Here is a 16,289-nt window from a genome sequence, read left to right on the forward strand (position 1 = left end):
TCCCAACCAACTAAAACTACAGCGTGATTAGAAATATATCCCGGAACTCCACAGTAATAGGTTTTAGCAGAACTATTAAAAAAAGGCTTATCATAGTACATAGAAGCATAAACCCCTCCATAGATATATATAGCTTCCTTTATATAATCGTTATCGTAAACATCTTCTCTACCTGGAAGAACTACCGCGTTTTCAACGTAAAGAGTCCCATCCAAAATGGGGCTTGAACCAGGACCAAGGATATAAGGATCCTGAGATTCAGGAACTGGACCGCTACCCCTTGAAAGATAGGCCATGCTCTTTAAAATATTTCCACCCTTATTCCAAGGATCATCATAACCACAAAGATTAATAAGATTCCTCTCAGAGAAATCGTAAGAGCCTCTACCCCTAAGCAAAAGGTGAGACTCAAGGGAACCATAAGTTGCAAAAGCCCAACAAGTTCCATAAGATCCTTGATCTTTAACGCTTGTAAGAAGACCACGATTTCTTAAATCATATCTTGATGGAAGAGAAACCTTAGCTTTAAAGCTTTCCCTCTTATGCTTTCCCAAATCAACAGGTAAAGGGATTAAACCAAAATTCCTTTCAGCAGGTTCTAATCTTTCAAGATATTTAATAAACTCCGGATTTAAGGGAGCGCTCTTTAAAGAGACTTCCTCACCAACAGCCAACGACGCCCAAATCAAAACTACAGCTACCACTGAAAAAACCACCCTTTTCAATTTTCTCTCCTCCTTAAAATCCAACAATCACTCCCTACAAACTATATCAATCAATAAACAACTCCAAATAAAATAGCTTTCCATAAACGCTGAAGTCCTCCCAGGGTCTGCTATAAACGATTTTCAGAGGAGTTTTACCTATCTCTATAGCTCTAAAAACAAATATGCGAAGATCTGTTCCTCCAAGTACCCCAAGCGGAGAAAGTTTAACGTTATCACTTTTCAAGAACAAAAGCCTCCCCTTATCGAAGTCCGTCACTTTCCAAACAAAACCTGCCGTAGTTACTTCCCTAAGCAAAACAACAAGAATATCTCCCCTTTTTAACAACACCTCCCTTCCAGAATCCTCCTCCTTCAAAGCAATCACATTAAAACTCCCTTGAGCAAAGGCAAAAGACCAGAAAAATAGATTAAGCGACAAAAGAAATAAAAACACATACAATTTCATCCTATCCACCCCTCAGTATCTTATACACTCTCTTCTATTTTATCACAAATTATTAAATTATCGTGTATCAGAAATAAAAACTATAAAAAATTAAGAGATAAATCTAAACAAGTTATTAATTTTTCTTATCTTATCAAAACACAAAGGAAAGGGCTTTAAAATAGCTTAACTTAAAAAAATAAAAGGGGAGAGCTTATTCTAAGCTCTCCCCTTTCAAAAACAACCTTTTACCTTTACTTCTTTAGCTTAGCGGTAACCGTAAGCCCAGCCGGCTGAAGCACTACCTTGCCCTTCTTAACCACAAAGTCTACCTGAGCGTTAAGATTATCCTTTGCCTTGTCGGTAGCGGTAGCCTTAACCTCGACGGTCAAGGTCTTAGGAGCATCACCCGGCTTCAAAGCCACGGAGCCAGAGGCCTCGACCTTCCAACCCTCAGTAACATCACCGGGAGCAAGCTCGATAACCACCTCCTCGGTCAAGTCCTTGGGCGTGAAGGTCAAGGTAACAGAAGCACCCCCTGTTCCACCTACCGCAATTTCTCCAAGGTCGACGTTTGCAGGACTAACTGTAACTGTAGGATCGGCAGCAAAGGCAACCACGGCAAAAAGAAGAGAAGCAACTAACGCCACTCCTAAGCTAACTATTTTCTTCATCTAAGTCACCTCCTTTCTCCATTTCCGCCCCTTTCGGGAAAGAAGTATACTACGCTTCTTAACCGAAGTAAAGAGGTAGTGCTAAACTCGATTCTATTTTTTAGCTTCACTACTTGAAAAATAAAACTAAAAATTTTTCATTGACATTATCTTTAAGCCCTGGTAGACTAAATTTTGCAAAAAATTAGGAGGTGTATTAAGATGAAGAAAATATTATTATTATTATTATTTATCGAGGTTTTGACTCTGTTAGCTCTTTTAACTTCCGTTTGTTTCTCAATCGAAAAGGAGTCTCTACTTAATTTCGCTTACAAAACCTCTTATTTAGAGGAACCAGTTAAATTAAAAAACGGGAAAGGCGTCATCATAGCAAAAGATGGGAAAACCCTAGACATATCTTTTGAGAACTTCATATTTATTCACTCTGCAAAAAAGGAGCTTAAAGCAATCGCGGTTATACTATCTGCCAAAGCGGATAGAGAAGACCCATCTTACGACATTATGGTCCTAATTCCAGAGAAAGAAGGATTAACCCAGCTTAAACCCTATAGCCTGGGTAAGGTTAAAATAAAGGACTGGCAAGGAAAGTGGCAAGTATCAACCATGCCCTTTAATGAAAGATGGATAATAACCCTGGATATTAAACTTCCAAACGGAGAGGAAGAAACCCTTTCACTAAGTCAAAAAGGGGATAGTATAGTCCCTGCAGATGAAACGGTGATTAGAAAACCCGCCTTGTATCTTTATCCAACTAGAAAAGAAAAGATAAAAGTTCGACTAAGCATAGACGGAGAAATAACAGAGTCTGACCCTCCTTATAATAATCACTGGGAAGTTGAGGCAACACCCGAAGGAAACCTTTCCACTGGGCATAGATATCTCTTTTACGAAGCTAAGTTAAACTCGCCTTTAAAGCTTTCAAAAGGAGGATGGTTAGTAAAACGCGAGCAACTTTCCTCTTGGCTTGATGAGACCCTCCCAAGACTTGGCCTTAAGGGAAGAGAGATAAGCGACTTTAAGGAATACTGGCTTAAAGAGCTTCCGGAATCCCGCTACTATGTAATAAGAACGATATCTAAAGAGTCGATTTCAGAAAAGCTTAAGCTTAACATAGATCCTCCCCCCGCAACGATAATAAGGGTGTTTCTACACATCGAACCCACAAACGAACCGGTTAATATAGAACCTGAAAAGCTATTAGATGAGCCCAAAAGGATCGGCTTTACAGCAGTTGAGTGGGGAGTGGTTATAAAGGGAGAGGTAGAAATTAAGGAAAAACCGAAAATCTCCTCTAACCAATATGAAACCGGACTAATGCTCTTAAAGGGCATAAAATTAGATGGACCACAACTTACTATAAGGGTGGATAGCGGTGGATGCACCACCAAAGAAACTATAGAGACTAAGATAAGAAAGGGAAAACCGATAATTAAAGGACATAACCATTACTCCATATCCTTTATAAGAAAGGTACCGGACAAGTGCAAGGCTTTCTTTCCAGAGGGAATCGATATAGCTTACGACTTAATAAAGGAGCTTAAGCTAAATCCTCCTTTCACCATATCAATAGAAAATCCCGTGTCTCCAGTTATAACTGAGAAATACTTCTCCATTAAGCCTGGCAAATCTGAATCTAAAGAGGTAAACCCTGAAACATCACTTAAGATAGATCTTATTCAGGCCACGATAAGGGCCATCGAATCGGAGATTAAAAGATATATGTCCAGAGTTCCCCCGGAACCAGAAAAGGCAAAGGAGCTTGAAAGAGAGCTTGAAAGATTTAAATCTATGAGGCCAGAGGATTACCCCTTGGAGGGAGCTCAACATGATCCTTTTAAAAGACCTGGTGTAATAATGCCGCCCCTTATCGAAGAGGTGGAAATCGTATCCTTACCAAAGCTGGGAGAGCTTCTTAAATTAACAAAGCAGTCCAAATCCGGACCTTTCTTTCACGTGGCAGGAATAGCTAAGGATGTAAGCTTATTAGCCAAGCCAGATATAACCCCACCCTTTAAAGCCAAAATATACTTAATTTTCAAAAGAGAATACTTCGCAAACATACCAAACTACTATGTATATGTAGAGAGAATTTCCAGGGAATAAAAAAAGGAGGGGATGTAGAATCCCCTCCTCCTAATTTAAAAAGCCTATCTTACTTCTTGAGCTTTGCAACAACAGCAATGGCAGCAGGTTTAACTGTTGCCTTGCCCTTCTTAACTACAAGGTTTATCTTAGCGTTAAGGTCACCCTTCGCCTTATCAGTAGCGGTAGCCTTTACCTCAACGGTCAAGGTCTTAGGAGCATCACCAGGCTTCAACGTTACCGAGCCCTTAGCCTCAAGCTTCCAACCCTCGGTAACATCAGCAGGAGCAAGCTCGATAACTACTTCCTCAGTTAAATCCTTAGGCGTGAAGGTGAAATTAACGGAAGCACTAACTGTCCCACCTACTGCAACCTCCTTAAGGTCAACCTTATCCGGGCTAACTGTAACCGTAGGTCCAGCCGCAAAGGCAAAAGCAGCCATAAGAAGGGAAGCAACCAACATTAATCCTAAACTAACTATCTTTTTCATCTAAATCACCCCCTTTCTAGGAAAAAGTATAATACATCTTTCGAATAAAGTAAAGAGTTACAACAAAAAACTTTTTAAAAAGTGAAACCCTACTCAAGCTCATAGGACCAGAAGTAAACTATCCCTTTATCTCTTAACAGATCCTCTGTTTCAGGCTGAAAATCGTGAGCTAGAATTGCTTCTCCAAGCTATAGCCAACGCTACTAGATATTTCCTCAAGACGCTCTTCCAAACGATCCATTCTCTCAATAAGCTTGGCAAACCTTTCCTCGCTTCTCTTTTGGACTTCAATAAGCTCCTTAATACTTACCTCGTTCCTTCTTTGAGCCTCGGTAAGCTCCTGAATGCTTTTTGTCAAGTCACGAACTATTCCCTTAAGCTCATTAAATTCCTCCCTTGTAAACAATCCTTCTCTATTTTTATCTATCTCTTCAGCAAAGGAAAGAAAAAACATTTTTCAACTTGGAATCCAAGCTCTCAAGCTCTTTGAATAGCGCTACACTGATATCCTCAATAATATTCACCTCCTTTTAAACTATACCACACTGAGAAAAATCTCTAAATTTGAGATTAACTTCAGAAAAAGACCTTAAAGCTGAGTACACAAAAGATATATGAAAAACGTAGCTGCAGCAAGGTCTGCTGAACCCCCAGGGCTTATACCTCTTCTCTTAAAATCTTCATCCATCTCGAAGATGGCCTTTCTACCCTCCTCTGTAAGCATGCCACCCATACTCATGACGTTTTTAGCTTTCCCTCTAACCTCCTCAAGAGCCTCTAAGGAGAATCTACCTATCACATTCGTATCCTCAGCAACCTGCATTATAGCCAAGAGAGTATGAACAATCGCATCGTTATCGTTTAAGCCGGCTTTCTTAGCCTCAATTAAAGCCGGGAGCCCATAGTTTATCACCGTTGGAAGCCCTTTTTCTACTTCCCCTCTTATGCCTTTAATACCATATTTGATGTAGAGGCTTTCCCCTCTCGTAAGGCTCTTCTTAAGATGCAGTCCAGATAAATCTTTCTCCACAATTCCCTTACATATTTCTCTAACCCTCATAGAAATCCCTTCAGGAGTGATGCTCTCACCCTTACCTAACATATAACCAACCGAAGCGGATATTATTCCAAATAGAAAAAGAAGGCCCTTCTGAGTATTAACTCCACCGGTTACCTCAAACATTCTCCTTTCAGCCTCTACTCCTATCTTTCGCAACTTACCAAAAATGGCCTCGAGCTCTTCCCTTCTTCCTATCTCAGCACATAGGGCTATAGGGAAAAACAAAACTGAGGAACTTTTCAAAAAGATAAAAAAGTCCATATCCTTATGGCTACCTGAAGAAAAGGGAGAAACCAATCCTGGTGAGGGATAAGAAGCTACCTCATAAAGCATAGAAGTTAAAGCTAACTCAGCTATTCTAATAGAAACTTCACTTATCTCGTAAGTGACAATTTCTCTCATTGTAAACCCTAACCATATTTTCTATTTTAGTTAAAAGCTCACTTAAGGAATGCCTTCTCTCTATAATACACTCACTTGCCTCTCTACCGCAAAGAATACAGGCTCTAACTTTAAAACCTAAGTCTCTCCTACTTAAAATCCTAAAGGGATAATCTATAATGTCTATATCGAAAAGCCTACCTAAAGGATGCTCTTCCTCTATCTTCACAGCTTTTAACTTAGCCTGAAGCGGATCTTCGGAAAGGAGGCCAATAAGGCAAAAACCTGCGGGACCCTCCTCCTGAATCGTTAAAATAAAGCTAAAAATATCAATGCTTTTAAGGGCTTCACTGAAGATAAATCTAGATATATCATTAATCTTATTAACCCCAGGATAGTTAAGCGTAAGGACAAGTAAAGGCCTTTTAAACCTTTCCAAAAGCTTTAAAAGGAGATCATATCTCTTTTCTCTACCTTCAAGAATGCTTTCTAAGATATCCATCAATGGGGAGAGAGGGTCTTTTTAATCCTTTCTATTATTCCCTTAGCCTCTTCGCTCATCAAAAACTCCAAGGTAGTTCTCGGTAATAGCTCCGCTAAACCCTCAAAATCACCCTTCCTTATCCTCTCCCTGACTAAGGAAGCAGAGACCGCCTTCCCTCCGACCTCGAGTCTCGGAATCTCTACAAACTCTATTCCCCTTTCAGGAAGCCTCTTAGACATAACCCTATTATAGGTGTATGTGACCGGATCATAGGGCTCAGAGCCAACGAACCTCCTCTTTATGCTCAGAGTCGGAGCTATATATCTGGAAAACAAGTCTATATCTAGTTCGGCCTCGCTCTCTATCCTCTCACTCTGTTTTCTTATGAAATACCCAGGGAAAGTTGCAGAGGATACCACATAGTCACCACCATCTATAATAATCACATTCTTAAGATCGCCAGTTCCCTTTTCTATTAGCATCTTCCTAATCTTGAAAGGAAATAACGATCTTTCCTCTTGGACAACAAAAATATACAGGGTTTCACATAAAGAAGAGGCCTTTTCCACAAGAAACCTATGCCCTAAAGTAAAGGGATTACAGTTCATAACTATAGATCCGTTATTCAATGTATTCCTATCATATCTCTTAAGCCTATTCACATAGTCCTCTATTCCATCCATTCCGTACTCAAGAAGAATCACCTTACTGCCACTTGCTATATGCTTATAACCCAAGCTTTCAAATATAATGAGATTATCAGGCTTAGTAAAAACGAAATTCTTATAAATCCCTTTTGAGGAAAGCCTCTTTATCATCTCCCCAACCAAAACTGAAGCTAAATTTCTACCTCTATAATCCTCCCTAACAGCAAAGCACTTAAGCACCTTGCCGCTCAATGAACAGGTAGCAACTATTTCGCTTCCATCAAACAAAGCTATCGATCCCTCCACATCCTCATCAAGGGATAGGTCATGCATCTCCAAGAAAGCTATAAGCCTTTTCCTATCTTTATCAAAGGATAAGTCTATATCTTTTAAGGTTAATCCCTCTATCACACCTTTACCCTCCTTATAACATCGATAACCGTTCCATCCCTATACTCCACCACACCAACTATTTTATCGCCAAACTCTATATCTTCAGGTCTACCACAAAGCTTGTAGGCTCTATTCCTAAGCTCCAGTATGTCAACAACTGGAAGCCTTTTATCAGTGAGCTTTCTTTTAATATCCTCTCTTCGTGGGTTAACTGCTATTCCATGCTCAGTTACTAAAACATCTACAGTCTCACCTGGTGTAGTAACTGTTGTAACCTTATCAACCACTATGGGGATCCTACCCCTTAAAAGATTAGCGACTATAACCGTCAATTTACTTCCAGCGGCAGTATCGCTATGCCCGCCTGACCCACCCATTATGTAACCATTGGAACCAGTGGTAACGTTAACATTAAAATCTAAATCTATCTCTGTAGCACCAAGTATTATAACGTCTAAGTTATTTACTACCGCTCCCTTGTTATGAGGATTACCATACATAGAAGAAGATATCTCTACGTGATTCCTGTCCTCCCTCAGGGACTCTACAGCTTTCAGGTCGAAACACTGAGTATCTAAAAGAACTTTAAATAAGCCTTCTTTAAGCATATCAACAAAAAACCCGGTTATGCCACCAAGCCCGAAGCTACCGACTATCTTCCTCTCTCGCATTATATCCCTTACGAACTTGGCAACCGCTAGAGAAGTTCCACCTGCGCCAGTTTGAAAGGAAACTCCATCTACTAAAAGGCCTGAAGCTTCGACGACCTGAGATGCCATGTAAGCTATCTTAAGCTCAAGAGGATCCCTTGTTATACTGGTTGTTCCTGAAACTATCCCTCTAGGATCCCCTATTTTATCCACCTTAACCACATAATCTATAAAGGTCTGATCTATGCTTATCGGAAATAGCGGATAATCAACTAAGTTATCTGTAATTACAACTACATGGTCGGCATACCTTGCATCCGAAAAGGCATATCCAAGAGAACCACAGGCCGAGGGGCCACATACTCCATTCACATTTCCATATACATCTGCAGAAGGGGCCGCAATGAAGGCCACATCAATATGAAGCTCCCCAGCCTCTATGGCTCTATCCCTTCCACCGTGAGATCTCATAATAACCGGAAGATCGAGAATCCCCTCAGAAACAGCGCTAGCCACGGGACCAACTATATAATTAGTTTCTATTCCTACAACTACCCCTTTCTTAATATGTTCAACAAGAGGCGCATGACATTCAAACAGAGCACTAGGTGCGATCCTAATATCTCTTATTCCCATCTTAGCTATCTCATCTAAAACCATGTTTAACACATAATCTCCATTCCTTAAATGATGATGAAAGGAGATCGTCATACCATTACTTAAGCCCACCCTCTCAATGGCATCCCTTAAGCTACCTAAGACTTTAGCCTCTCCAGGTAATACCGTTTTATACCTGCTTGAAGCTCTAACACCGCTTCCCAAGATAGAGAAAGCTCCGCTAAAGGGGGTCACCTTTTTGTAACCTTCTATTTTAGAGGGGATCTCCCTTCCAACGGCATTAATCAACTTGATCCACCTCCAGGCCAGCTCTTCTTAAAGTAAGCTTAGCCCTGGCGATTATAGGAGCATCCACCATCCTACCATCAACTATGAAAACTCCTCTACCTTCTCCTCTTTTCAAAGCCCTCAAAACTCTTAAGGCAAACTCCACCTCTTCTTCTGAGGGGAGATAAACCTTCTTTATCACTTCAATTTGCCTCGGATTTATAGCAGCCTTGCCAGTATAGCCTAAGCTTTTACCTTTAAGAGTATCTAACCGCAAACCCTCCATATCATTAATATCTGTAAATGGGGTATCAAGTCCCTCCATACCAAAAGCATGAATTGCATTCGCTATCCTAGATCTCGCAAAGAGGATCTCTTCCCCTTCCCTAGTTCTTCTTATACCCATATCAAGGGCGTAATCCTCAGCACCAAAAAGAAGACCTTTAACCCTTGATGAAGCTCTTATAATATCGATCACAAGCTCAACTCCAAGAGCGGTTTCAATAATAGGCACTATAAAGAGCTTAGATTCGAACCTATCAAGAACATCTGACACAGCCTTAATACCTTGAGGGCTCGCCTTCGGAACCATTGCTCCCCATGCGGGAGTATCCACAACATACTCCAAATCCTTATACCAAAGATCGCTATCAAGCGAGTTAATTCTAACGATAACGCTTTTCCCAAAAAAATCAAGATTAAGCAAGGCTTCCCTTAAAAGCTCTCTTGCGGAATCCTTCTCGCTTAGTGCTACGGAGTCCTCAAGATCGAATATCAGGGAATCGCAATCAAACGCCAAAGAGGCATTTATCATCGCAGGAGAAAACGCTGGAACAAACAGAGATACAACACCTAACATCTCAAATTTGCCCTCCTTATAGCGCTTTTGAGGCGCGCCCTTATACAGTAGTCTAAGGCACCCCTATCCTGAACTTTGAAATATCCCTTAACTATCCCTAACTCCCTTATCGTATCTTCCACAATCTGCTTTATCCTTCTACCATATCGTTCCATAACAACGCTTTCTATATCTACCTTTAGAGTCTCATAGGGCTTAACCATAACAAGGCAGTCACAGGACTCCAAGGATCCTGCAACTGCCTCTCTTAATATCTCCAATTATCTTCACCTCTCACATCTTTCCCACAAGACTTACCAAAAATCCTCCCAATATAAGCATTATAGCCCCACCGATTCTAGATGATATCTGAGCAAAAGGCATAAGCTCCATCCTCTTGCAAGCCGAAAGTACCGCCACGTCACCGGTCCCACCCATGTTAGACATACAGAGGCCTGCGGTTATCGATGATTCTATTGGATAAAATCCAACCCATTTACCAACTATCCACGCCCCTATTATTGCTCCAAGCACAGTAATGAAAACTATAGCTATGTACTGCCAAGAAGCCATTGCCTTTAAAACATCAGGTAAGCTTGTATAACTTACACCTATTCCAACAAGTAAAGCTCTTGTCCAATAGTTTACCACAAACCTATACCACTGATTTGCACACTGTTCTAATTTCTCTGAAAGAAGGCCAAACCCCTTTACCAAAGCAACAGAAATTATCATCCATGCAAAGGAATGAATCATAGGAAAAGCCTTACCTATGATAGCTCCAAGAATATAAAAGCAACACGCCATGAACATACCCATACCCATCATCGTCAAATCAAGACTAAACTTCTTGCTCGTCGAGGTATCAATATCCTGAGAGGTCATCATTTTTCCGTTTCCAGTTAAGTGAGGTTTCACCTTACCCAACCTATCAAGAAGACCAGCAGCCACTATAGACAAAGCATTACCTAAGGCTACAGCCGGAACCATTATAGACAATATAGTTGCAGGATCTTGCTTCAAAGCCTCACCATATATCTTAGACATGGGAACGGCACCAGCACCCATACCACCACCCATTATAGGAACACCTATGTAAAGAAGAGCCTTTTGCCAGCCGTAACCGGTCAAAGCCCCTAAAGCGGAAGCAAAAAGTAAAGAAACTAATATCGAACCAAAAAGGGCAGGGAAATACCTCGCACCGGCATTTATAAGAAGCCTTCTATCCATACCAAGAATACTACCTGTTATCAATGCAGCGATATAAAAATCTAAAAAATTACTTGTCTTCATAAAAGCATCAACGGTTTTTATCGCAACATCAGGGATAATCTTATAAGCAACTAAAGCAGCGCTACCAAATATAACCACTATAGGGCCACCACCTAAATAATCCTTAACGATGGGTAACCTATCCCCAAGCTCCCCAAATATAGCGCCTACAACTATCATAACCGCAAAAGCTCCAACCATATTGGAAGGAAGAATCTTAAGATAAAGGCTCAAAAAAACTATGAGAGCAAAAATTAAAAAAACGATAGGGGGAAAGCCTTCAATCTTAAAACCGCCATTCCTTGACTCCTGAGACATTAGGATACACCTCTCTTTAAGGGGATTATGTTTTCCTTTAGGATAGCTGATAACAGGGGATCAAGAAAGCTTTAAGAAAATATTTTCCAAATTTATGAAATTAACGAAAGCTATAGCACCTTATATAAGGTTATAGGACGTCCGGCCGACCTATAGCAAATCTCACTAATTAGAAGACCTTCCTCTTCAAGATAATCCAAATATTTTTTAACCGTAACACGGGAAATGCCCAATACCTTAGAAACCTCTTCAGCAGAGACAGGCTTACCTAAAGACCTCACTGCTGAAAGTATTCTCTCTATAGTCCTTCTATCAAAGCCCTTTTTCTCAAAGGACTGTTCCTCTCTACCCGCAAGAATTACATCAAGGTCGCTCTGGGAAAGAGATTGAGACTCTTTTATTTTGCTTTTCTTCTTAAGATAGCTACATAGGGCACACTTTAATCTTCCTAAATCAAACGGTTTTATCAAATAGTCGAAAACACCATACCTTAAGGCTTCTTCTACATCCGCGCTTTGATTATCTGCGGTAACCATTATGACATCAACTTTATAACCAAGCCTTCGAAGCTCCTTTAAAAAGGTTATCCCGCTTTCTCCAGGCATATAGATATCGAGGATTATCAAATCAACCGCCGAAATCTCAAGAAACCTCTTAGCTTCAACAGCGCTCCTAGCAACTCCAACAACGCTAAAACCATCAACCATATTTACACACTTTCTATTTATCTCAGCTACCATAGGGTCATCCTCTACTATCAATACGTTAATCATACCCCGCATCTCCTTGGAATTTTAACCACAAAAACAGTGCCACTATTAGCACTAGACCTAACCTCCACGCTTCCGCCCTTCCTTTCAACTATCTGCTTAACCATGAATAGTCCCATACCCTTTCCATCCCTTTTTGTCGTAAAGCCCTTTTCAAATATCCTCGGCAATATATCCTTGGCTATACCAGGACCGCTATCATAAACCTTAATAAAGATATAATCCTTACGTTCTTTAAGATATATACCTACAACCTTGTTACCTTTATCAATCATGGAAAGCGCATCTATAGAGTTTTCTATAAGATTTCCCAATATGGTCACAAGCTCACCCGATGATACATGACCATGATCTTCATAAAGTTCGCTTCCTTCATCTAAATAAAGCCTTGCACCTATCTCAGAAGCACGGCTATACTTACCCAAGAGCAAGGCAGCTACCTTTTTATCCTTTATGCTCCTTGTGACCTGCCCAGTAAAACCATGCTGAGCTCCAAGCTCATCATAAATAAAGCTTAAAGCATCAGAGGTTTGTCCCAAGCTTATTAAGCCAGCAACCACATGCATGTGATTCATAAACTCGTGAGCTTGAGCCCTCAAAGTATCCACCACCTGCTTATAACCCGTTAACTGCTCTCCAAGATGCTCAAGGTCGGTCTTAAGCCTAAAGCTCGCTATTGCACCTTCAACCCTACCATTAACTACTATAGGTACCCTATTAGTTATTATAGATGTCCCATTAACTACCTGTTCATCATCACGCTCAGGTATACCTGTCCTTAAAACCACCTTCAAACGAGATGTAGGTATTAGCTCTTCCACATCCTTACCTATAACGCTTTCCTTTTCTTCCACGCCTACTATTCTTTTAGCAGCATTATTCATCAACGTTATTTTGCCTTCCTTATCCACCGCGATTATACCTTCTACTACAGCATCAAGAATCACGTTCTTTTCTTCAAGCATCTTAGCTATCTGATATGGCTCAAGACCAAAGATATCTTTTTTAATGTTCTTGGAAAGCAGGTAAGAGCCAGCCACACCTATAGCCATAGCGAAAAACATTATAATAACTACATTTTTAGCAACCTCCCACTGTACCTTTCTTATATCCTTAGTTAACGTTCCCACCGCTACAGCACCTATCTGTTTATCCCCATCCTTTATGGGCGTTAACGCTCTTAAGGAAGGACCTAAGGTACCAACCGCCTTCGATATGTAGGTTTCACCTCTTAAGGCTCTACCCTCATCTCCGCCGACGAACTTCTTCCTTATGTTTTGAGGATTAGGGTGAGAATACCTTTCACTATTCATATTAATAATAGTTATAAACTCTATATTAGTTGAGTTTCTCCTTATCCTTTCCGCATAGGGCTGAAGTATCTCCTCTGGGCGCTCAGAATAAAAGGCAGATATCACAAAAGGATCAGTTGCTACCGATCTTGCAACGTTCATCACATTTATAGCCATCTGCTTCTCTATAGAGTCGCTCACAATCCTTATGGTAAAGAAAGCAGTAGAGGAAAGACATATCACCACTATCGTAAAGGCTAAAAGCATAACCTTCGTCTGGAGTCTAAGCCTCATAAATCTACCCCCCACTAAGAATTATAGCATCATTAATAGTCGTAAATAAAAAGGGCTGGAGTCTTTTGGACTCCAGCCCTCTATCCTAAGGGGTTTTTCTACTCTACTTCTACTGTAAATCTATAAGTACTGCTCGTCTTCCCATCTGGAGCCACAATCTCTACGGTAATAACTGAACCATTAGAAACAGGAACCTTAACCCTTTCACGATAGCCTACTTGTTGACCATTGACCTTAATTGAAACAACTTTTGTAGACATGGTTGTCGGAATAACAGTTACCTCTTTTATTCCAGAAGCGACTTTTATCTTATAATTGAAAGTCCATGGATCAAACATATTAGCAAGCGAATTCTCTATTATCCTTTGTTCCCCAGCCCAATCTACTATAGTTGGAGAAGCCCATGTTAATTTCGTTCCTACTAAGGTTGCTCCTTCAAACTCTATGTTAGAGAGCACCGAATACTTTTTAAAACCATTAGGACCATTATAGTTATATACAACGCCATCCTTTGTAATATTTGTCAGATATTCTGTGGAGTCGAACATTATACCTGGAATCCTTAAAGCTATCCAGCGAGTATTATCGTACCACATATCTCCTATCATGGTTGTTCTGGCCCCTACTGGATCCCTACCACCACGTAAGGTTGGTCTGCAAGCCGCTTCACCATAATCTATAACTTGCTGTAAAGCCATCTCAAACAACTTAAGATTAATGTCTTCTAGAGGTGTTTCATCATGCCCAGTGAATAGAAGATTAATTTTACCATTTTCTTTAAGGTAAGCAGAGTAAACCTGCTGCACTAAGGATAGCAATAAGTCTGTTTTAACTCCTGTTACACCAACATTATCAGCAGAACCAGCACGAGTACAACCATATATATCCGATGAGAAAATTAATCCATTAGCTTTATCCTGAAGTATAACATTACCATGCGAATGTCCAGGTAATGCATAAACATGAAGGGTACATCCTCCAAGGTCTATCTTATCACCCCAGTCAATGTTTATTATCTTTGCCTGATCGCTCGGATTCGTAACAATTGTTCTCAAGCCAGACCAATCACGCATATTGCAGTAAATCCTATGCCCAAAGTTAATGAAATTGGCTATTTGAGCCGCATGATCTGTATGAGAGTGTCCAATAACAACATCATATGGTTTTGTTGCTATATTAGTATCAATATAAACTTTTAAGCTCCTAATAGAAGCCCCTGTTTGACCAGCATCAAACAATATCCCTCGTTCTTGTCCCTCTATGTACCACATCATAGGACGCACACTATCCGAATCATTCCAAATGGAATAAACTGCTGGTCTTGTATTAGTTTTGCTAAGTATCTTTCTGTGACCAAATTCAGACTCCTCAGGTGTAGGTCTATATAGATACCATACAAAGGTTTGGACTTGACTTGGGATCAACCCCTGCTTGTAAGAATATGCTTTAAAAATTACCTTACAATTAACTCCTCCTGTCGCTAATCGTTCTAGTGAAATATGACCATTAACTGCCAAATTCCACACCTTCGCTGTTCGTGAAGTACGCGGATCTGTACCATCTGTTGTATAAACTATAGTAGCATCTGGATCCGGACAATAAAGCTTCACATAACGACGAGGAGCAGTATAGTTTTGCCTTGGAAGAGCATAAACTGGAGGTGTTATAGTACCCAATATAGCATTAAATATTTCCTCTACTTCCTCCCTAGTTATGAATGCTTTCGGCATAAACAGTTTATCTGTTCTGCCTTTCATGCACTTAAGTTCCACAAGGGCATATACACTTCCTCTTGCTTTTTCACTTATTGAACTATTATCTTCGTAATTCGTTGGTTTACTAGATTCAGGAATCTTAAAAGCTCTAACAAAAATAACAGCTGCTTCTTCCCTAGTTATGTAACTACCTGGATTAAAGTTGCCTCCCTCATCAGGCTCTACAATACCTTCTTCATAAGCAGCCTCTATTTGCATTCCATAGGGATCCTCAGTTTTTACATCTTTAAATTTTTTAGGAAGCACTTGATATTTCCAAATATCATTATACTGATTTGGATGTGGCCATTGAAAATAATCTGCAATTTTAGCAATTAGCTCTGCTTTCGTTATTAAGCCCTCGACATTCTCTTCCTCCCCCCCAACACAACCAAAAAGAACCATCGAAAAAACCGACACGAATAAAAGTAAAATCCAACTTAAACCTCTTAATTCGAATAAGTTCTTCACTCACACACCCCCCTTTCATAAACCACAAAACTAAATATTAGTCACCTTTTCCATTCAAAACAACAACAGCCTTGGTAATATTAGTTACAGAAGGAATGTTACCGGGGAAACCAACAGTATTAACTATAGCAACAGTAAGAGGCACCTTATAAGTCTCCCTATCAATGGGTCTAAAGATTACTTTCAAAACTATAGAGTAATTAGAAGTATTAGCAGGCACCGTCCAAATAGCCCTATCTACATAAAAACCAAGCCCTGGCGTAAGATTTACAATTAAATCAACAGGGTTATTAGTGAGATTAGCCACACTAACATTAAGCTCTAATACCCTCTCCATTCCTAGCTTAACCTCGCCAAAGTTAAGAAGTGTAGGATTAACAGA

17 protein-coding genes are annotated in these 16,289 nt (G+C 40.2%); 1 reads left to right on the plus strand and 16 read right to left on the minus strand.

Features of this window, described 5'->3' with window-relative positions:
* From NZ900_01405 to NZ900_01415, 3 genes are all read right to left on the minus strand, one after another.
* Positions 1-716: surface layer protein B (locus NZ900_01405; protein ID MCS7232749.1), on the minus strand; the 716-nt coding region annotated here is incomplete at its 3' end.
* 55 nt (positions 717-771) lie between these two features.
* Positions 772-1,173, minus strand: coding sequence for a protease inhibitor I42 family protein (locus tag NZ900_01410; GenBank protein MCS7232750.1), 402 nt, complete (start codon positions 1,171-1,173; stop codon positions 772-774).
* A gap of 233 nt (positions 1,174-1,406) precedes the next feature.
* A complete protein-coding gene (locus tag NZ900_01415; GenBank protein MCS7232751.1) occupies positions 1,407-1,826 on the minus strand; it encodes a hypothetical protein in 420 nt (139 codons plus the stop codon).
* A gap of 201 nt (positions 1,827-2,027) precedes the next feature.
* Between NZ900_01415 and NZ900_01420 the strand changes: the two genes are divergently transcribed.
* Positions 2,028-3,929 (plus strand): hypothetical protein, encoded by a 1,902-nt coding sequence (locus NZ900_01420; protein ID MCS7232752.1) that lies wholly within the window; start codon positions 2,028-2,030, stop codon positions 3,927-3,929.
* A 49-nt stretch (positions 3,930-3,978) separates the two neighbouring features.
* Here the strand turns inward: NZ900_01420 and NZ900_01425 are convergent, their stop codons facing one another.
* The 13 genes from NZ900_01425 to NZ900_01485 form a co-directional block, all read right to left on the minus strand.
* Positions 3,979-4,398, minus strand: a complete 420-nt coding sequence (locus NZ900_01425) for a hypothetical protein (protein MCS7232753.1) — start codon at positions 4,396-4,398, stop codon at positions 3,979-3,981.
* A 169-nt stretch (positions 4,399-4,567) separates the two neighbouring features.
* Positions 4,568-4,852, minus strand: coding sequence for a hypothetical protein (locus NZ900_01430; protein ID MCS7232754.1), 285 nt, complete (start codon positions 4,850-4,852; stop codon positions 4,568-4,570).
* Between the two features lie 135 nt (positions 4,853-4,987).
* Positions 4,988-5,860: a triphosphoribosyl-dephospho-CoA synthase gene (locus tag NZ900_01435; protein ID MCS7232755.1), complete on the minus strand. Its 873-nt coding sequence runs from the start codon at positions 5,858-5,860 to the stop codon at positions 4,988-4,990.
* A complete protein-coding gene (gene citX / locus NZ900_01440) occupies positions 5,829-6,341 on the minus strand; it encodes a citrate lyase holo-[acyl-carrier protein] synthase (protein MCS7232756.1) in 513 nt (170 codons plus the stop codon). Before citX ends, NZ900_01435 begins: the two co-directional genes overlap by 32 nt.
* Complete coding sequence (citC, locus tag NZ900_01445; GenBank protein ID MCS7232757.1) at positions 6,341-7,381, minus strand: [citrate (pro-3S)-lyase] ligase; 1,041 nt, start codon at positions 7,379-7,381, stop codon at positions 6,341-6,343. Before citC ends, citX begins: the two co-directional genes overlap by 1 nt.
* Entirely contained in the window at positions 7,378-8,919 is a 1,542-nt protein-coding gene (citF, locus tag NZ900_01450) for a citrate lyase subunit alpha (protein ID MCS7232758.1), read from the minus strand. The genes citC and citF overlap by 4 nt, the downstream gene beginning before the upstream one ends.
* Positions 8,912-9,757, minus strand: a complete 846-nt coding sequence (locus NZ900_01455; protein ID MCS7232759.1) for a CoA ester lyase — start codon at positions 9,755-9,757, stop codon at positions 8,912-8,914. Before NZ900_01455 ends, citF begins: the two co-directional genes overlap by 8 nt.
* Positions 9,751-10,017, minus strand: a complete 267-nt coding sequence (gene citD / locus NZ900_01460; GenBank protein ID MCS7232760.1) for a citrate lyase acyl carrier protein — start codon at positions 10,015-10,017, stop codon at positions 9,751-9,753. Before citD ends, NZ900_01455 begins: the two co-directional genes overlap by 7 nt.
* 13 nt (positions 10,018-10,030) lie before the next feature.
* Entirely contained in the window at positions 10,031-11,326 is a 1,296-nt protein-coding gene (locus NZ900_01465) for a 2-hydroxycarboxylate transporter family protein (protein MCS7232761.1), read from the minus strand.
* Between the two features lie 110 nt (positions 11,327-11,436).
* A complete protein-coding gene (locus NZ900_01470) occupies positions 11,437-12,099 on the minus strand; it encodes a response regulator (protein MCS7232762.1) in 663 nt (220 codons plus the stop codon).
* Positions 12,096-13,682, minus strand: coding sequence for a sensor histidine kinase (locus NZ900_01475; GenBank protein ID MCS7232763.1), 1,587 nt, complete (start codon positions 13,680-13,682; stop codon positions 12,096-12,098). The genes NZ900_01470 and NZ900_01475 overlap by 4 nt, the downstream gene beginning before the upstream one ends.
* A 98-nt stretch (positions 13,683-13,780) precedes the next feature.
* Complete coding sequence (locus NZ900_01480) at positions 13,781-15,907, minus strand: S-layer homology domain-containing protein (protein MCS7232764.1); 2,127 nt, start codon at positions 15,905-15,907, stop codon at positions 13,781-13,783.
* 37 nt (positions 15,908-15,944) lie between these two features.
* The coding region (locus NZ900_01485) for a hypothetical protein (protein MCS7232765.1) at positions 15,945-16,289 on the minus strand (345 nt) is incomplete at its 5' end.

The sequence above is a fragment of the Synergistota bacterium genome (assembly GCA_025060595.1).
Taxonomy (GTDB): Bacteria; Synergistota; GBS-1; order GBS-1; family GBS-1; genus 42-11.